Annotated in this window: 16 protein-coding genes and 1 pseudogene; 13 read left to right on the top strand and 4 right to left on the bottom strand. The window is 60.2% G+C overall.

The window, feature by feature from the left end; all coding sequences use genetic code 11:
* Positions 1–5 precede the first annotated feature (5 nt).
* Entirely contained in the window at positions 6–2,078 is a 2,073-nt protein-coding gene (locus AC1REK_RS21010; RefSeq protein ID WP_492270607.1) for a TnsB C-terminal domain-containing protein, read from the bottom strand.
* A complete protein-coding gene (locus AC1REK_RS21005) occupies positions 2,059–2,976 on the bottom strand; it encodes a TnsA endonuclease N-terminal domain-containing protein (RefSeq protein WP_492270606.1) in 918 nt (305 codons plus the stop codon). Before AC1REK_RS21005 ends, AC1REK_RS21010 begins: the two co-directional genes overlap by 20 nt.
* Before the next feature lie 310 nt (positions 2,977–3,286).
* Between AC1REK_RS21005 and AC1REK_RS21000 the strand changes: the two genes are divergently transcribed.
* From AC1REK_RS21000 to arsB, 11 genes and pseudogenes are all read left to right on the top strand, one after another.
* Positions 3,287–3,730: a helix-turn-helix domain-containing protein gene (locus AC1REK_RS21000; protein ID WP_492270605.1), complete on the top strand. Its 444-nt coding sequence runs from the start codon at positions 3,287–3,289 to the stop codon at positions 3,728–3,730.
* Positions 3,731–4,178: 448 nt separating this feature from the next.
* The gene (locus AC1REK_RS20995; RefSeq protein ID WP_492270604.1) at positions 4,179–4,898 is read left to right on the top strand and encodes a hypothetical protein; all 720 of its coding nucleotides are present in this window, start codon (positions 4,179–4,181) and stop codon (positions 4,896–4,898) included.
* A gap of 194 nt (positions 4,899–5,092) precedes the next feature.
* Positions 5,093–6,475 carry an HAD family hydrolase gene (locus AC1REK_RS20990; RefSeq protein ID WP_492270603.1) on the top strand — a complete coding sequence of 461 codons (1,383 nt, stop codon included), beginning with the start codon at positions 5,093–5,095 and terminating at the stop codon, positions 6,473–6,475.
* Positions 6,476–6,528: 53 nt separating this feature from the next.
* Positions 6,529–7,320: a metallophosphoesterase gene (locus AC1REK_RS20985; protein WP_492270602.1), complete on the top strand. Its 792-nt coding sequence runs from the start codon at positions 6,529–6,531 to the stop codon at positions 7,318–7,320.
* A 102-nt stretch (positions 7,321–7,422) separates the two neighbouring features.
* Positions 7,423–7,737: an ArsR/SmtB family transcription factor gene (locus AC1REK_RS20980; RefSeq protein ID WP_492270667.1), complete on the top strand. Its 315-nt coding sequence runs from the start codon at positions 7,423–7,425 to the stop codon at positions 7,735–7,737.
* A gap of 51 nt (positions 7,738–7,788) precedes the next feature.
* Complete coding sequence (locus AC1REK_RS20975; protein ID WP_492270601.1) at positions 7,789–9,189, top strand: NAD(P)-binding domain-containing protein; 1,401 nt, start codon at positions 7,789–7,791, stop codon at positions 9,187–9,189.
* Positions 9,189–10,412 carry an MFS transporter gene (locus AC1REK_RS20970; protein WP_492270600.1) on the top strand — a complete coding sequence of 408 codons (1,224 nt, stop codon included), beginning with the start codon at positions 9,189–9,191 and terminating at the stop codon, positions 10,410–10,412. The genes AC1REK_RS20975 and AC1REK_RS20970 overlap by 1 nt, the downstream gene beginning before the upstream one ends.
* 35 nt (positions 10,413–10,447) lie before the next feature.
* Positions 10,448–11,209 carry an arsenical resistance protein ArsH gene (gene arsH, locus AC1REK_RS20965; protein WP_492270599.1) on the top strand — a complete coding sequence of 254 codons (762 nt, stop codon included), beginning with the start codon at positions 10,448–10,450 and terminating at the stop codon, positions 11,207–11,209.
* 104 nt (positions 11,210–11,313) lie between these two features.
* The gene (locus AC1REK_RS20960; RefSeq protein WP_492270598.1) at positions 11,314–11,691 is read left to right on the top strand and encodes an ArsR/SmtB family transcription factor; all 378 of its coding nucleotides are present in this window, start codon (positions 11,314–11,316) and stop codon (positions 11,689–11,691) included.
* Between the two features lie 126 nt (positions 11,692–11,817).
* A pseudogene (locus AC1REK_RS20955) lies at positions 11,818–12,108 on the top strand (ArsC/Spx/MgsR family protein); the annotation flags it as partial.
* 5 nt (positions 12,109–12,113) lie between these two features.
* Positions 12,114–13,184 (top strand): ACR3 family arsenite efflux transporter, encoded by a 1,071-nt coding sequence (gene arsB, locus AC1REK_RS20950; protein WP_492270597.1) that lies wholly within the window; start codon positions 12,114–12,116, stop codon positions 13,182–13,184.
* Positions 13,185–13,188: 4 nt separating this feature from the next.
* Here the strand turns inward: arsB and AC1REK_RS20945 are convergent, their stop codons facing one another.
* Positions 13,189–14,070 carry a metalloregulator ArsR/SmtB family transcription factor gene (locus tag AC1REK_RS20945; RefSeq protein ID WP_492270596.1) on the bottom strand — a complete coding sequence of 294 codons (882 nt, stop codon included), beginning with the start codon at positions 14,068–14,070 and terminating at the stop codon, positions 13,189–13,191.
* Positions 14,067–14,585 carry an arsenate reductase ArsC gene (locus tag AC1REK_RS20940; protein WP_492270595.1) on the bottom strand — a complete coding sequence of 173 codons (519 nt, stop codon included), beginning with the start codon at positions 14,583–14,585 and terminating at the stop codon, positions 14,067–14,069. The genes AC1REK_RS20945 and AC1REK_RS20940 overlap by 4 nt, the downstream gene beginning before the upstream one ends.
* A gap of 109 nt (positions 14,586–14,694) precedes the next feature.
* Here AC1REK_RS20940 and AC1REK_RS20935 point away from each other — a divergent pair, with 109 nt between their 5' ends.
* Positions 14,695–15,738, top strand: coding sequence for an ArsJ-associated glyceraldehyde-3-phosphate dehydrogenase (locus tag AC1REK_RS20935; RefSeq protein WP_492270594.1), 1,044 nt, complete (start codon positions 14,695–14,697; stop codon positions 15,736–15,738).
* A 4-nt stretch (positions 15,739–15,742) separates the two neighbouring features.
* The gene (gene arsJ / locus AC1REK_RS20930; protein WP_492270593.1) at positions 15,743–16,987 is read left to right on the top strand and encodes an organoarsenical effux MFS transporter ArsJ; all 1,245 of its coding nucleotides are present in this window, start codon (positions 15,743–15,745) and stop codon (positions 16,985–16,987) included.
* Positions 16,988–17,239 lie beyond the last annotated feature (252 nt).

The raw sequence follows: 17,239 nt of genomic DNA, 5'->3' as shown, positions 1-17,239 counted from the left end.
CCTCGCTAATGGGGCAAACGCGCAGTATCCAGCCGCGGAATAACGACTGGTTTCGGCTCGCGCTCGACGGCTCGCTCCGGCGGTGCCAGTGCAATGGGGTTCGCGTTGCGGGAAGAAGGCTCAGCTTCCAGCCTTGCCGAGTTATGAGTGCCAATTCCGCAGGCGCGAGCCACAAGTGAATTGATCCCTATGCCGAGATCTTCGCGCTTCCATCCCGCAAGGTCATTTTCGAAACTGAGCCTAGCTTGCAGATACGTCTCCCTGGAGATTTTCGTGCCATACAACTCCCTCTCCCTCTTCTGGATGAGAGTGTGAAAGTGCAAATTAAGCCCATACGTGGTTGCAGGATCTAGCGAAAAACATTTGATCCACAATCGCCTATCAACATCCAAAACATAAATTATCGAAAGATCGGACGGGTTCACCTTAATTTTCACGGGTAATTTGGCGCCTTTCCGGAGTCGGAGGTCCTGAAGCTGTTCGCTAAAATAGAACAGGTTCCTGTATCTGACTCCGCGATGGTCGAGATTCCCATCTCGGAGGATTCCGAACACTGCCTCGAGGTCCATGCCAGCTCGCGGATAGGTCGGAGCGATGATCTTTGTTCCTTCATCCCAGCGCTCGTTGGGAGAGATGGGCGACAGAGATCCCGGTATTGGGCGGCTATGTCGTTCGGCCACCCAGCGATGAACGATGTACAGTAATCGTTCAAACGAGATCAGGCCGTTTTTCTTTGGATCGTAATCCGATATCTGCCGACCAAGTGGCGGCGCATACCCAGGGGTGTCGTTCAGAAGGGTTCGATTCAAGGTACTGAAGGCACTCTCGACGTCGGGTTTCGTATAAGGCTCTCGAGGGCGGCAAAACGTCCACCCGATATCGAGATCGCCATAGATCCCTTCAATCGTTCGCGAATGTGCACTGAGAGAATTATCGAATGTTGTGAAGCGTGGAATTCCCGCCAATTGCAGTGGAGGATCAATATCAGGGTATGATTCCAGCATATAGGCTTTGGGCAAGCAGCAATGTCTCAGCACTGCTGAAAAAACTACATCCCCTGGTGGTTCAAAGCCGAGATAGAAACCCAGTATACCTCCGCTATAAATGTCTACCATCCACGAAAACCACGGCTTGCCCAGCGGGATGCCTCTTGATTCAAGATAGCAATATACGTCGAAACGAGTCTCATCATACTGCGTTTCAGAGAGACAAGCCTGCGGTCTCGAATGGCCGAACGGTCTGCGCATCTCGAGTTTCGCGTGCGTTATCCCTTTCTTCGCAGCGAGCACACGGAATTGATCAAATTGAAGTATAGCTTTACAAACGGTTGTTTTCGATGGGATTTTCAACCGTGATTCCAATAGTGGGTGGGCAACTCGTAATTGCTGAATCTTTTCTAAAAGACGAGTTTGGACCTTGATGGAGTTAAAGGTGGGCGAGCGAGCAGTGCCATGACGATGGCTCGCCTCTTCGAGCCGCTCTTCGATTGCCTCGTTCATTGCTCGTTTCACCAGCGGGTGCAGCTGGTTGCGATTTCCCCTGGAGGGATAGTCCGGTATGAGCTCGGGGAGTCCCCCGGCATCGTAGCGCTTTTTCATCTTATAGTATTGCGATACGCTTACACTCTTAGGTTTCCCGAAAAACTTGTTTCCCATTTCAACGCCAAGCTCATCCACGATGCGTGCGAGGTCTGATTTGCTCAGCGTCTTGCGAGAGGTGCGAATTGTGCTAGCTCCGTATGTAACAGAAGCTTTCGCAACACCATCAATGATCGCACGCCAGAAATAAATGTAGCTTTGCGTTTTAGCATCCTGCTGTGAAGGCGGCAGTCTTTTGTGGGCCGGAGCCGGTCTTGGCTGTCCCGAGCTATCCTGTTCGACATCAAATTCCAGCGAACCGTTTGCCAGACGGGTTTCCAATTGAAAGAGATCGAAACACTCGACGATAGGCTGGGGGCCGGCGCCGATCAGACAAGCTTGCCAGTGGCGCCGTCCACCGATCTCGATAGCGCTCAGCAGCCGGTAACGCTTGCCTTCGATGAGAATCCTGGCCCCTTGATCAAAGGAGTACTTCTGCATGGAACATCTCCTTTCGCAAGATGTCTGTTTTGGGGCGGTATCCTCGTGAAAAGGCGGAGCTCTCGTCTATGATTTCTGAAATGTCGACGGCGGCAAACCCGTGCCGAACCAGCCCGAGCAGAGACGAAAACCCTAGCTCTGGGAATTGATGTCTGAGATCGGCGATTGTGACCTTCCCAAAGCGGCTCAAGAAAGCACAGAGCTCAATCCTCCGCTCTTGAGGCGGCAGTGGCGCCATGCGATGACCAAAAACGACCGCGACGTTGTGTCGATTGGTTGTGTTTCTTATTGCCAGGTTGGTTACAACTTCAAAGTCGAAGCCAGCTCGGTTCAGAGCGTTCGCAATGTGCGGCCATCGTTCAACATTTTCCTGACTGGCTGCGTCCGCCTCATCCTTGACCTCTTGCACAACTCTGCGCTGCGAGCGCATCACGAATAAATCGGGAGTGTAAGTCCGCGAACGACCCGATTGCTCGTATTGGATTGAGAAGGGGTGCGCCACGATCTGCGTGATTTCTGGGTCAATTTCACAAAAGAGGGCGTGGTCCATTTCCAATGAGGAGTCGAGCCGAAGGGTGTGCTGCGCCTTCCAGCTATAGAAGCGACAACGACGCCCGCGACTCCAAGTGCGCTGGGACGGCAGGATTTTGAACGCCTCAACAGTCGGGAGAATATTCTCCATTGCTGGGTGGCGCTTGCGAATAGCTCCCGGTGAAACAGGCTGATCCTGATCGCGTCGCCAATATCGACGAATTGCAATCGGTTCCCTGCAGCGCCGAGTTGGTAGCGGCAAGCTGAGTTGCTGCTTGAACCAGTTTTCAAGGTCTGCAACGGCATCGAATTCAGCGCGCATGAATTCACCTGCCTCCCGGTAGGAAGAAGTGAGGAACGGCGTCACGAATTAGGCTACTTGCAGATAGAGGACGAAACGCGTTGCTTATCCAACTGATAAGCGCGCCAGCGAAGTCGTGCAGCGGGAAAGCGTCAGTATCCTTTTATGGTGGACTGATTCGCCTATTCGATCAACTTTGCTCCCACAACCGTTCGATATCCGAGGTGTCGTTCGATCCCTCGTTTTGAGAAATCCGCTTTAGGCATTGACGTTGTAGTGCTCGCCACATGACAGAGGTAAGCGCCCGCCACGGATCCGCTCGAGCCAGACGCTTATCGAATGCCGCGCGGGCATCAAGATTGCGAAGAGTTGCCCTATGCGCACGCCTCCATCCCATATGTTGCAGAAGCCGCCGAGCCGATCGGCGGCAGGCGATCCCGCCCATAAGCCTGGGCGATTGAACTACGCTACTAATATAAAAATCTTTCACCTCGGTGAGTCAACCCCCGTTGCGATTTCCGAGCTCAGCCTCGCTCCGCTACCGCCCAGCGTACCCATTGAAGGCTTTCAATGCCGTGCAGCCCGCGAGGTTTCGGGGATCACTCAAGCGCAGCTGTGGCGCGAGGCGAATGTCTCACGTAAGACCATAAATGATTTCGAAAATGGGTTTCTTATACCAAAGCCCGCGCTGATTGGCCGATTGCGGCAAGCGCTTGAGCGGGCAGGGGTCTCGTTTGTGGCGGGCCCCAGCTTTGTCGGCGTCGTATGCTATTTGAAGCTCTCGGAGCCTGCCCTCGCCAAGGCAGTTTCCGAGAGGTAATTTTATAGCTTGGATATAATTAGAGGTGGTGGTAGGCTGCCCGTATTGTCTCGTAGGCGTTGTGGGGTGCGTCTCATGTGGTTCCGGAGCTCTCGGCCCATTGCCGCGCTAAGCAAGTTCAGGCGGCCTGCAAACCTTGTTTGGCAGCAGGCAAATCGGATGCCTCTCTGGTGCCGGTTACTTTTCAAGGAAATGACCGGGTGGCGCCGATGCTCCAGAGAGCGCGTCGCACCGTTGAAAGCTGCGGGTCCCGTAGGGCCTAGACGCTACTTCCAACCAGAAAATGTCTCCGCGCTTCCGCCTGGCTTCGATCGCTCAAGGCGTCGGTCGTTGCCTGCGAGCCGATTTCGGAGACCCCCCAGCCAGCTGTGACGGCAACTCGCATAGCCGTGCTCCTAGAGGGCATTTCCGGCTGAAGGCGTCGTAAGTCGTGTTGGAGGCGGCCATCATGAGCGAGATACAAGCCGTTTGCTTCGATGGATTTGGCGTCCTCGTTGAAATGCCCGTCTCGGACTATCGCGCGATCGGTCGCGCTCGGAACGGTGAGAAAGCCAAACAAGGCGATGGGGTGTTACCTGTCCGAACTGAAACGCGCCCGGGAATTGACTTGGTCTGGGCGGCGCTCCGACGCCTCGGAATCAGTATCGGAATTCATGTAAATGCGCCGATCCGATACGAGTCGGCTCTATTATCCTGCGTGCCCGGGATTCCGGATGCATACTTCTCGCGTGAAAATTTCGACAAATCTCGAGCGGGAAATTTGGCCGATGTCATTTGCTCGAAAATGGGTTGCCGCGTTGATCAAGCTCTATTGATCGCTAGAGAATGGGACGCTGGGGCACGCATCGCCTGCACGTTTTTTCCGGTGATTGTTGTTCGTGATTTCCTCGACGCTCTGTCCTCACGAGATGTGAAGGCGGGGAGACGCGAACTGCCGACGGCGGTCTTGAATCTTATCGAGCAGCTAAAGGCGGTGAACGAAGGTCCGTTTCACTTTGCCGTCGATCTAGAAGAACGGGGGGCGATCGGCTCGCAATCGCGACGACCTTCGATACCCATTCGCGGAGGCGATAGGCGCGGTGTGGTCGTCGCTCCGCGACTCTCGCGGCCTGAGCCAATGAAGAAAATAGGCGGCCGGCGAACCAAGATGGCGCGGGGCAAAGACTAAGAAGGGCTAGATGACGGTGTCGGTTCGGCGACGCGGGCGACTGGCTATGTGTGGTGCGGCAGACAAGTCGCGGCACATCTTTTCATGATGCAGAGGCCCCGCGCTCCGCCATCGATTGGAGGTGGAAGCTGCGAGGCAGCCGTTTCTTGAGCGAGGCACAAATGTCAGGTCCGAGTCTCGATGAGCGGGCTCGTGTGAGCGCGCCCGGACTGCGAACATTTCTGAATATCGCGGATCGCTGGCATCTGTCGCAGCGCGTGCAACGGGAGCTTTTACAGTGTGCCCCGGGTGACTTTGATAATTGGACGAATGCCGCTCGATCGAATGGTCCGCTCATTCTCGAAACTGCGGTGTTGATGCGGATTTCCGCTCTGCTCGGCGTATTCGCCAAGCTGCAGCAGATACTTACATCCGTCGATCAAGAACGGCACTGGCTGACCGACGGTCACAATGGATCACCTTTTGATGGGAGAGCGCCAATTGATCTCCTATGTGGCACGCTTGACGATCAGATTGCTGTCCGCCGCTATGTCGAGAGTTTGAGGCCCGGCGTGATGCCGCCGAACGAAATCGACCGGTACCCTGCCCCCTGCACGCTGGTCTGGCATGACGCGCGCCCTCAGATTCGGGCGGTATGTTTCGACGGATTCGGAACCCTCGTTGAAATACGTGATAAGCGGCGACCGTTCAGGGCACTTCTGTCGGGGGCGCCGTCATCCGGTGCGACCAAGGCACTGACCACTCCAACCACCCTGCGGGACATTGCTGGCAATCTCGCCAATTCCACCGCCGGGACTAGGTTGAGTGAGCTCGAAGCCGATCTGGCGGCAGAATGCGCTTCGACGCAGCTGCGAGCCGGAGTGGACAAGGCTTGGGAGGCCTTGCGTCGGCTCGGACTGAAGATCGGTGTCTGCTCAAACCTGGCCGCGCCCTACAAGCACGCACTGCTCGGCTGCCTGCCTCGCGTTCCGGATGCGCTCGTTCTGTCCTTCGAGATTGGGCTGATGAAGCCGCAGCCAGAGATCTATCGACTGGTTTGCGCGCGACTCGATCTGAAGCCGGAGCAGATCCTATTCGTCGGCGATAGCCTCGAAGCTGATATCCTCGGTCCGCAACGAGCCGGGCTATGCGCGATCCATATCAGTGAATTCGAGGCCGCATTATTCGCTCAGCAGACGGCAACAGCCGCCCCGGCGCCCGTGGCAGAGCTGTTCGAGTGGATCGGCGAACTGGGTCGGAGCGCCCTTGTTCCCCTCATCCACACGCCGGAGCAGGCGCTTGATGCGGGACTGGTGCACCTCAACTTTCACATGGGACTGAATTACACGCGGGCACAGCTGCTGCAGACCCTGCGCACTCCCTGCGCGGTCATGACAGGTGACGATCCAGCTCTGAAGCTGCTGCTCAGCGCCTTTATCGACGACACCGATGAAGCGCTTCTAATCAGAATTGCTGAGGGATTAGAAGTTTCCTGGGGCGAGCTATCACAGGCAGCGCAAATCGGCCTGCCCGCCGGAGCCCTCAAGGTCGATTGGATCAAAGCGCGAGCTCTTCAGTCTCAAGCGCAGAGCCGCTGACGCGTCCCCCTCATCGCTATCAATCACCATAGAACCGAAGGGAGAAGGACATCATGCGCCTGCTCGTCATTTCCGACGTGCATCTCGAGTTCGGACCATTCGCGTTTCCGGAGCCGATGCCGGATTTCGATGTCGCGGTATTGGCGGGAGATATGCACCGGCCGATCGTCGCCGCGCTTGAGTGGTTGGTGGGCCAGCGCGAGGCAGGGCCGCTCCGAGGCCGAGAGATCGTCTACGTCGCAGGCAATCACGAGTTCTACAAGAGCGAGATGAAAGGCAATCTAGCCGCAGCAATCCAGCCGGCTGCGGATGCCGGCATTCATTTGTTGCATCGCCGAACGGTGATCATCCAGCACGTCCGCTTTATCGGCTGCACGCTTTGGACGGACTATCGCCTTCTCCAGCACCCCAAGGCGTCGATGGTCTATGCCGGGCAGGAATTGAACGACCACCGCCTCATCCGATTCCGGGAGGACAGCGGACATGTCAGCCGGTTCATGCCATGGCATGCGGCGGCCGAGCACCGGCTCGGCCTTGCCTTCATCCGCCGTGAGCTTGGCAAGCCGCATGGGGGGCCGACTGTCGTGGTGACCCACCATGCGCCGCACCCGCACTCTATCCAGCCGAGGCACCTTGGAAGCCCGCTTTCGCCGGCCTTCGTCTCGGATCTCAGCGGGGTGATCGAGGAATACCAGCCCGAGCTCTGGATTCACGGTCATGATCACGGATCGCACGACTACAAGGTTGGGCGCACGCGCATCCTGGCCAATCAGGCCGGCTATCCAAATCTCCATGGAGATCGAGAAAATCCGGGCTTCGATCCGCACTGTGTCGTCGAGGTCTGACAGCACAAGCAGCATGGCAGAAGCGGCGCAGAATGCTTATTTCGAATATTCCGAAAATATCGATTGACTCGGCCAAAGGCGTGCCGCATGCTCGTTTTCATGATGATCACGTCCGACGCAGCTGCCAAGCTCGAAGCACTGGGCAACCCGACCCGGCTCTCACTCTATCGCCTGCTGGTGAGGGCGGGCCATGCCGGCCTGTCCGTGGGGCAGTGCCAGCAGCGTCTCGAGATTGCGGCTTCGACGCTCTCGCATCACCTCAAGACCCTGATCATCGTCGGCCTTGTCAGCCAGGAGCGCGACGGCACGACGCTCATTTGCCGGGCCAACTTCGACCGCATGAACGAGCTGGTTCAGTTCCTCGTCGCTGAGTGCTGCGCCGATGCCGGATGCGCCTCAACGCAAAGTGCAGCGTGATTTTTTTGGACTGAATATTTCGGTATTTCCGGTTTTATGGGAGGAAGCGAAATGACAATCAAGACGATCGCCATCATCGGCGCCGGACCGGTCGGCCTCGCCGCAGCAGCTCAAGCTCTCGAACGTGGCCTTTCTCCGATCGTCCTCGAGCGGGGACCTGCTGCAGGACACGCCATCCGGCAATGGGCGCATGTTCCGATGTTCTCGCCCTGGGCGTTCAACATCGATGGTGCAGCGGAGCGTCTTCTCGCGAAGGTTGGCTGGACACGGCCTGACGCGGATCGCTATCCGACCGGCGGCGAACTCGTCTCCCGCTACGTCGCTCCGCTCGCAGAAATGACCGCTCTCCGCGAGCTGGTCCGATACGACGCCGAGGTGATCTCAGTGTCGCGGGTCGGCTTCGACAAGGTGAAGAGCGCCGGGCGCGAGGCCGCGCAATTTCTGCTGCGGTATCGGGACGGCGAAACGGTTTCGAAGCTCACGGCCGACGCCGTTATCGATACGTCCGGCACCTGGTTCTCGCCGAACCCGGCTGGCTCAGGTGGCGTGCCGGCTATCGGCGAGAGCGAGGCTGCAAAGCGCATCAGCTACGGCATGCCCGACGTTCTTGGCGAAGCCAGGCCACGCTATGCTGGCAAGCGCATAGCCGTGCTCGGTGGCGGTCACTCGGCGATCGGCACGTTGATCGCGCTCGCTGAACTGCAGGCGGCCTCGCCCTCAACCGAGATCACCTGGCTCTATCGGGGGGCCGTGTTGTCGAAGGCCTTTGGCGGTGGCGCAGCAGACCAGCTCTCGGCGCGCGGCGAACTCGGCCTGCAGATCGCCGATCTCGTCGAGCAGGGCCGCATCCGTGCTTTCACCGGCTTCCGGCTGGACCGGATCGAAGCCGGCGAAGCGGAAATGCGCCTCGTTTCGGACGACGAGCGCAACCCGACGGTCATGGCGGACGAGCTTGTCGTCGCAACTGGCTTCCGCCCGGATTTGAGCCTCCTACGTGAATTGCGCGTCGAACTCGACCCCGCCTTGGAGTGCACACCGACCCTGGGGCCGCTGATCGATCCCAACATCCACTCTTGCGGCACCGTTCGTCCGCATGGAGCGGTAGAGCTCGCTCATCCCGAGCCAGGTTTCTATATCGCCGGCATGAAGGCCTATGGCCGCGCGCCGACCTTCCTTCTCGCGACGGGACATGAGCAGGTTCGCTCGATTGTGGCCGAGGTTGCCGGCGATCACGTGGCAGCACGTCGCGTCGAACTGGTTCTGCCAGAGACCGGTGTGTGCAGCTCCACACCTGGCGGCCCGAGCCAGGCTAAGACCAGTTGCTGCGGTGGTCTTGCTCCGGTCGAGGTCGATGCCTGTTGCGCCGACGACGCAAAGGCGAAGGCGGCCGGTAAAGCAGGCTGTGGTTGCGGCACCGCTCAACGTGAAACCCGCGAAACGGTTGAGGTCTGATGTCGAGCCTGTCCATGCCTCTATCCGCGCCCTCCGGCGGGCGCGGATCTGCGCTGATCGTCGCCCTCGGCGTCACCCAGGTCGTCGGCTATGGCTGTCTCTATTATGCGTTCGCCGTGCTCGCGCCAGGCATCACTGCGAGCCTCGGCTGGGCGCCGGAATGGACTTATGGGGGGTTTGCGATCGGCTTGCTGATCGGCGGCCTGGTCGCTCCCCTCGCGGGACGTCTCATCGACCAGTACGGCACTCGCGTGGTGATGACGATCGGCTCTTCGCTGGCTGGCCTCTCGCTGCTGGCTTTGGCCGAAGCACGCGGCCCGGTGAGCTATATCGGCGCGATGATCGCGCTCGAGGTCGTCTCGGCGTTGGTGCTTTATGACGCTGCGTTCACCGCGCTGACGCAGGCACATGGCCCGGGAGCGAGGCGAGCCATCAGTCAGCTCACTCTGATCGGGGGATTCGCATCCACCCTGTTCTGGCCGCTGACCACGGCATTGTTGAACACCTTCGACTGGCGCGAGATCTATCGGATCTATGCGGTCTTGCAATTCGCGCTGTGCATTCCGCTGCACTGGCTGCTGCTTCCCGGGCCGGTGAGATCTGGCCCTAAGGACGCAAAGGCCACCGACAGCTTTGCTCCTGCAGCCGCCGGCTATCTGGAGGGCGAAGCTCGCCGCAATGCCTTTGTGCTGCTGGCGTTGGCCTTCTCGTTGCAAGGCTTCGTTGTCTCGGCGATGTCGGTGCACATGCTGACCATGCTGCAAGGCCTGGGGCTGAGCGCAGCTGTTGCCGTCGGCATTGGGGCGATGGTCGGGCCCTCGCAGGTCGCGGGGCGCTTGGCCGAAATGCTCTTTGGAACCTCGCTCGATCCCGTCACCACAGCCTGGACCTCGGCCGCGCTCATGCCGATCGGCTTCGCCTTGCTGATGGTCGGCGGTGTGACCGCGACGCTCGCTGGGCTCTTCGCGATCTCCTATGGCATCAGCATGGGCCTGAGCTCAATCGTGCGCGGCACAGTGCCCTTGAAGCTCTTCGGGCCAGCTGGCTACGGGGCGATGCTGGGCAAGCTCTCGGCGCCGGGGCTTATCGTAAAGGCGGCCGCACCGCTTCTGTTCGCGGTGCTGATCGAGCGAGCCGGGTTGATGACGAGCACGATGCTGCTTGTTGTACTCTCGGCATTGGCGGCGATCGCCCTCTTCCTGCTGGCACGCAAAGTCCGCTGAGCCAGCAATCTTGAAGTGCTTACAGGAGAATTCTCATGCCATTGCGTGAGCTGCCCGATCCATTCACCTTTCCGGCGCTCAAGCCGGAGTACGTCCAAGCCGAGCCGGCCGAGAATCTGCCTAACCTACTTGGCCATCCGCCACGGATCCTCCTGCTCTACGGCTCCTTGCGCGAGCGTTCGTTCTCGCGCCTCGCCGTCGAGGAAGCGGCACGCCTACTGACCTTGTTCGGAGCCGAGACGCGCATATTCGATCCGTCTGCTCTGCCCCTGCCTGATCAGGTCAAGGGCGACGACCATCCTGCTGTGCGCGAATTGCGGGAGCATTCTCTTTGGTCTGAGGGGCAGGTCTGGTGCAGCCCGGAACGCCATGGCCAGATCACGGGCGTCATGAAGGCGCAGATCGACCATCTGCCGCTCGAGATGGGCGGGATGCGTCCGACCCAGGGGCGGACGCTCGCGGTCATGCAGGTATCTGGCGGCTCGCAGTCCTTCAACGCAGTTAATACGCTGCGGCTGCTGGGGCGCTGGATGCGGATGGTCACGATCCCCAACCAGTCCAGTGTCGCGATGGCCTACAAGGAGTTCGACGAAGCGGGGCGGATGAAGCCATCCTCCTATTACGATCGGATCGTGGACGTGATGGAGGAGCTGGTCCGCTTCACCATCCTGCTTCGACCTCATACGACGACGCTGGTCGACCGCTACTCGGAGCGCAAGCAGAAGCACGTCGTCATCGACCCGGCGGCAGACCTGTCAGCTATCGCGACCGCACATCAGCGCCTTCAATCAGCCTGACGCCGCTTTCAGCCGCCGCCCAAAATGGTCATTCAAGTGCGCGCCAGCGGAATCCAGAGCTGCATGAGCTTGTAGTTCGTCCATATTTCTACTAGTCTCGATATATGGAATCAGAAGCAGCCATCCTTGCCCTCGCCGCGTTGGCGCAGCAGACCCGTCTCGATGTTTTCCGTTTGCTGGTGAAGCACGAGCCCGCGGGCCTGCCCTCGGGAGAAGTGGCCCGACAACTTGCGGTGCCGCAGAACACCATGTCGACGCATCTCCGCATCCTGACACAGGCCGGTCTCGTGCGGAGCGAGCGTCAGAGCCGATCCATCATCTATCGCGCCGACCTGAAAACAGCGCAGCGCCTGGTCACCTTCCTTTTGAATGATTGCTGCGCCGGGCGGCCGGAAATCTGTGTGCTCGTCCTGGAGGCGATCTCAGGCTGCTGCTCTCCATCCTCGGCTTCACCAGACCCAAGGAACGCGCGCCCGTCATAATTCGATCGACGCCCGGCCTTTACGGACATCTATCCAACCTCCTGCTGCCTGGCGGGAGCCTGACTTCTTCATGCCGGAGCCTTCTGATGGATGTCGACTGTGCCATCGCGCCGGATGATCCGCGAGCTGGTCGATCGCGCCGGCCTGACGCTGCGCGAAGCGCTGCGGGAAAAAGGGACACCTTTCGCGGAGCTCGGCTTGGGTGACCCCTCACTCAGCGACGAGGGCTTGCTCGACGCGATCAGCGTGCACCCAATTCTTCTGAACCGGCCATTCGTCGTAACGCCGAACGGAGTGCGGCTGTGCCGCCCGTCCGAGCGTGTGCTCGAACTGCTGCCGCCGCAACGGGGCGAGTTTCGCAAGGAGGACGGTGAGCTCGTCGTCGATGCGTCCGGCCTTGTCGTCGTAGGAGTCTAAGAGCCATGTCGACCTTCGAACGTTACCTCACCCTCTGGGTCGCGCTGTGCATCGTGGCGGGCATAGCGCTCGGCCATGTCGCACCCGGCCTCTTCCAGGCGATCGGCGGGGCTGAGATCGCCAAGGTGAACCTGCCGGTAGCGGTGCTGATCTGGCTGATGATCATACCCATGCTGCTGAAGATCGACTTCGCGGCGCTTAGTGAGGTCGGACGCCACTGGCGCGGCATTGGTGTCACGCTCTTCATCAACTGGGCGGTCAAGCCTTTTTCGATGGCCGCCCTTGGCTGGTTCTTCATCTCCTATCTGTTCCGGCCCTACCTCCCGGCGGATCAGATCAACAGCTACATTGCGGGGCTGATCATCCTCGCGGCAGCACCCTGCACGGCGATGGTTTTCGTCTGGTCGAACCTGACCCGCGGTGAGCCCTTGTTCACACTCAGCCAGGTCGCACTCAACGATGCGATCATGATCATCGCCTTCGCGCCGATCGTGGCCTTTCTGCTTGGTCTCTCGGCCATTACCGTACCCTGGGACACGCTGCTGCTCTCGGTCGCGCTCTACATCGTCACCCCGGTCATCGTAGCCCAGTTCATCAGACGCCAGCTGCTGGCCAATGGCGGCCCGGCGGCGCTGGAGCGCACGCTCGGCGTCCTCGCACCGATCTCGCTGGTCGCCTTGCTCGCCACACTGGTGCTGCTCTTCGGCTTTCAGGGCGAACAGATCCTGGCCCAGCCGCTGGTCATTGCGATGCTCGCCGTGCCGATCCTGATCCAAGTCTATTTCAACTCGGGCCTGGCCTATCTGCTCAACCGCATGACCGGCGAAGCGCATTGTGTGGCCGGGCCTTCGGCACTGATCGGCGCGAGCAATTTCTTCGAGCTCGCCGTCGCAGCCGCAATCAGCCTGTTCGGCTTCAACTCCGGTGCAGCGCTCGCAACCGTGGTCGGCGTGCTGATCGAAGTGCCGGTCATGCTGTCGGTGGTCGCGATCGTCAACCGAAGCAAAGGTTGGTATGAGCGCCACCCGGCGGTCATACGCGGAGCGACAAAGCGCGACGCCTCTGCTTCGGCCTGAACTGCTAGGCGGCTTCCAGAGATCTGGGAGTCGCCCCATCCATCCGGCCAATGGCAGCAAGAGTGGGCTCGAGCTCTGCCAAAGGCATTTTTTCAAATGGCAAATTGACGAATGCGGTGACGCGTGCCGTCAATTCGCGATAGCTGCGACGAAAAGCGGCGCGCCGCGCCTCGACGGGGCCTTCGACCTGAGCCGGATCGTCTAGTCCCCAATGCACCCGCATCGGCACCCCCGGGAAAGCTGGACAAGCCTCATCACCCGCAGAGTCACAAACTGTGATGACGAGATCAAGCTGCGGTGCCTCCGGCCCCAGGAACTCGTCCCAGGACTTGGAGCGGAAGCTCTCGGTCTCGTAGCCGAGTTCGTTGAGCAGGCCAATGGCGAGCTGATGTGGCGCCTCGTGCGGACGGCTACCAGCCGAAAAGGCCTGAATGCGACCGAGTCCTTCACGATTCAATACCGCCTCCGCCATGATCGAGCGGGCGGAATTACCTGTGCAGACCACCAGAACACGCAACGGCGTGTCGGTGACAAGCACCTCCTTCCGGGAGGGGTAGGACAATTCGGTGGAAATCTCACACATGGTCGGCCGCTCAGCGCAGCAGGCATCCGACAGGAAGCTGAGCAATGCATCTGCGCGATCAGGCGCCGCAGCGAAGATAATGTGGCGCCCCTCGCGGCGCGATGCCAAGAGACCGACATGCTCCAGCATCGCAAGATGGGTCGAGAGCGTGTTGTGCTGGACGGCAAGCAGCCTACCGATATCGCCGGCAGCGAGCCCGTGCGGTCGATACCGCATCAACAAGCGGAAAATCTCCAACCTCGTCGGCTGGGCCAGAGCGCCCAACAGGTCGACTGCGGTGCCAGCCTCAAGGCGTGTGATCAAGCTGCGTCGTCCTTCTTGCCCAAATCGGTTCCGATCGCGTCAAGACGGTGCTGTAGCGCGACGCGCTCAAGCGATGCCAGAGGCAGGCTAGAGAAGATCGAAATGCGGTGGTTGAGCATGCGGTAGGTGTCAGCGAAGGCAAGCGCCTTTTGGACGTCCTCGCCGACGAACGCCGCGGGGTCGGGTAGTCCCCAATGTGCGCTCATCGGCTGGCCGGGCCAATACGGACATTGCTCGTTGGCGGCGTCATCGCAAAGTGTGAACACGAAATCGAGCGGAGGCGCGTCGGGCTTTGCGAACTCTTCCCAGTTCTTCGGCCGAAATTGCGAGACATCGTAGTTCAGCGACTTGAGCAGACGAGCGGCGAAGGGATTGACCTCCCCCTTAGGATCGCTGCCGGCACTGTAACCCTTGAACTTTCCGGGCGCGACACGGCCGATAATCGCCTCAGCCAAGATCGAGCGGGCCGAGTTTCCGGTGCAGACGAAGAGCACATTGAGGGGAGCGCGAGTCATAGCATCATCTCGTTATATCGACAGGTCTCGACATGATTGACTCTCTCGTCATTTCGATGTCAAGCGACATATCGAATAATGATCCCAGCGGACAATGGCAGAGGGCAGAATGAGAGTCGGCATCAATGGTATGGGTCGCATGGGCCGGCTGGCCTTGCGCGCCGCGCTGGGCGCGGCCCAGCGTTTGAAGGACGATCCGCGCGCCAACAACCGCCTAGACGTCGTCCATCTCAACGAGATCAAGGGTGGAGCTCCGGCGACCGCGCATCTGCTTGAATTTGACAGCACACAGGGGCGCTGGTGGGCGGATTTCGCAGTTGAAGGCGAAGCCGCGATCCGCATCGACGATCGCCAGTTGAGCTTTTCGTCGCACGCCGCCCCTGACGAGATTCCCTGGGGTGATCTCGGCGTCGATCTCGTGCTCGAGGCCACCGGCAAGTTTCTGACGCCGGCACTGCTGGAAGGGCATCTCAAGCGCGGCGCCAAGCGCGTCATCGTTGCGGCGCCGGTCAAGGACCCATCCGTCCTCAACGTCGTCGTCGGCATCAACGATCACCTCTACGATCCGGCGAAGCACGCTATCGTCACGGCGGCGTCCTGCACGACGAACTGCCTCGCCCCGGTGGTTAAGGTGGTCCACGAGAATCTTGGCATCCGGCACGGCCAGATCACGACGATCCACGACCCGACCAACACGAATGTCGTCGTCGACGCTCCGCACAAGGACCTGCGCCGAGCCCGCTCGGCGATGCTTTCGCTGCAGCCGACGACGACTGGCAGCGCGACTGCGATCGCGCTGATCTACCCGGAGCTCAAGGGCAAGCTCGACGGCCATGCCGTGCGCGCCCCGGTGCTCAACGCTTCGCTGACAGATTGCGTCTTCGAACTGCAGCGGCCGACTACGGCTGGCGAGGTCAACGAGCTCTTCAAGACCGCTGCAAAGGGTCCGCTCGCCGGCATTCTCGGCTTCGAAGCCCGCCCACTCGTCTCGATCGATTACCAGCGCGATACCCGCTCCAGCATCGTCGATGGCCCCTCCACGCTCGTCACCGACGGCACCCTGCTCAAGGTCTACGCCTGGTACGACAACGAGATGGGCTATGCCTGCCGCATGGTCGATCTCGCTTGCCACCTCGGGACGGTCGGGATTTGAAGTCATGAACGAGGGCACGCGCAACTACGCCATCGTGACCGCCGCCTATTGGGGCTTCACGCTCACGGACGGCGCCTTGCGCATGCTCGTGCTGCTGCACTTCTTCCGGCTCGGCTACTCGCCCTTCACACTCGCTTTCCTCTTCCTGCTCTACGAGGCGGCGGGCGTGCTGGCGAATTTCATCGGCGGCTGGCTTGCGGCGCGCTACGGTATCACCCGGATGCTGACGGTCGGCCTGACAACACAGGTCACCGGCTTCCTCGTTCTTTCGGCGCTTTCTCCTGATTGGTCAGCCGCCGCTTCGGTTGTCTGGGTCGTGCTCGGCCAAGGCATTTGCGGCGTCGCCAAGGACCTCACCAAGACGGCCTCAAAATCGGCCATCAAGATCGCCGAGACGGCGGCCAAGGCGGAGGATTCCGAAGGCCGACTCTTCCGCTGGGTCGCCTGGTTCACGGGCTCCAAAAACGCGATGAAGGGCTTCGGCTTCTTCCTCGGCGGCCTGCTGCTTGAGTTGCTCGGTTTCCGCGGCGCGCTCTTGGCGATGGCTGCCGCGCTCGGCCTGGTACTGCTCGGGGTCGTGCTGTCGCTTCCGCCCATGCTCGGAAAGGCCAAGGCGAGCAAGAGCGCGCGCGAGCTCTTCGGCAAGAACCGCGGCGTCAATCTCCTGGCGATGGCGCGTGTCGTGCTGTTCGGCGCCCGCGACGTCTGGTTCGTCGTCGGCGTCCCGGTCTTCCTCTACGCCGCCGGCTGGACCTTCACCATGGTCGGCACCTTCGTCGCGCTTTGGACGATCGGCTATGGGCTCATCCAGGCCGCCGCCCCGGCGATGGTCAAACGCAGCCCCGATGGGTTGACGCAAGAAGTAAGAGCAGCGCGGCTCTGGTCCTTCGGCCTCGCCGTCATTCCCGCCGCGATCGCGGCGATCCTGGCGAACAATTCGGGGCTGAGGCCGGATCTGGTCCTCGTCATAGGGCTCGGCCTGTTCGGCTTCGCCTTCGCTGTCAATTCTTCGGTGCACTCCTATCTGATCCTGGCCTATGCCGGATCGGAGAAAGCGGCCGAGGATGTCGGCTTCTACTATGCCGCCAATGCGCTGGGACGCTTCGCCGGCACCTTGCTGTCGGGCGTGCTCTATCAATGGGGCGGCATCTACGCTTGCCTGATCGGCTCCAGCCTGATGCTGGTTGCCTGCTTCCTGGCCACGCTCGCGTTGCCGGGGCGTGATGCGCTGGTCTCGGCACGAGGCTGAAATCCAGATCGCGGCGACGGAAGTCTTCGGTTCCGCCAGCAGGCTGATGGAGCAATCGGAGCGGTTTGAGGCCGAGCTGCGAACTTTCCTGGCTACGTTGCGAAAGATGTAAGGAGCGTGAGCCCAACAGGAATGCCGGTTTCCCATCGCAAATCAGTCACCCGGGTGGCCTTAGCCGCAAGGCCGCAGAGCGCCACAACCGGACTCTGGCTCTTTGCCGGAAGGCGGACATTGACACAGCTCGATAGTACT

This window comes from Allobosea sp. GW823-FHT02B03 (assembly GCF_058797755.1).
The sequence above is the reverse complement of the archived record's forward strand: the minus strand, read 5'-3'. Positions and strand labels throughout refer to the sequence as shown.

What these genes read in the sequence shown, in the direction of transcription:
- AC1REK_RS20980 (WP_492270667.1), top strand. Translation starts at nt 7,423, where the DNA reads ATGATCACGTCCGACGCAGCTGCCAAGCTCGAAGCACTGGGCAACCCG.
- arsH (WP_492270599.1), top strand. Translation starts at nt 10,448, where the DNA reads ATGCCATTGCGTGAGCTGCCCGATCCATTCACCTTTCCGGCGCTCAAG.
- AC1REK_RS21010 (WP_492270607.1), bottom strand. Translation starts at nt 2,078, where the DNA reads ATGCAGAAGTACTCCTTTGATCAAGGGGCCAGGATTCTCATCGAAGGC.
- AC1REK_RS20940 (WP_492270595.1), bottom strand. Translation starts at nt 14,585, where the DNA reads ATGACTCGCGCTCCCCTCAATGTGCTCTTCGTCTGCACCGGAAACTCG.
- arsB (WP_492270597.1), top strand. Translation starts at nt 12,114, where the DNA reads ATGTCGACCTTCGAACGTTACCTCACCCTCTGGGTCGCGCTGTGCATC.
- AC1REK_RS20995 (WP_492270604.1), top strand. Translation starts at nt 4,179, where the DNA reads ATGAGCGAGATACAAGCCGTTTGCTTCGATGGATTTGGCGTCCTCGTT.
- arsJ (WP_492270593.1), top strand. Translation starts at nt 15,743, where the DNA reads ATGAACGAGGGCACGCGCAACTACGCCATCGTGACCGCCGCCTATTGG.
- AC1REK_RS20975 (WP_492270601.1), top strand. Translation starts at nt 7,789, where the DNA reads ATGACAATCAAGACGATCGCCATCATCGGCGCCGGACCGGTCGGCCTC.
- AC1REK_RS20970 (WP_492270600.1), top strand. Translation starts at nt 9,189, where the DNA reads ATGTCGAGCCTGTCCATGCCTCTATCCGCGCCCTCCGGCGGGCGCGGA.
- AC1REK_RS21000 (WP_492270605.1), top strand. Translation starts at nt 3,287, where the DNA reads ATGCGCACGCCTCCATCCCATATGTTGCAGAAGCCGCCGAGCCGATCG.
- AC1REK_RS20935 (WP_492270594.1), top strand. Translation starts at nt 14,695, where the DNA reads ATGAGAGTCGGCATCAATGGTATGGGTCGCATGGGCCGGCTGGCCTTG.
- AC1REK_RS20985 (WP_492270602.1), top strand. Translation starts at nt 6,529, where the DNA reads ATGCGCCTGCTCGTCATTTCCGACGTGCATCTCGAGTTCGGACCATTC.
- AC1REK_RS20960 (WP_492270598.1), top strand. Translation starts at nt 11,314, where the DNA reads ATGGAATCAGAAGCAGCCATCCTTGCCCTCGCCGCGTTGGCGCAGCAG.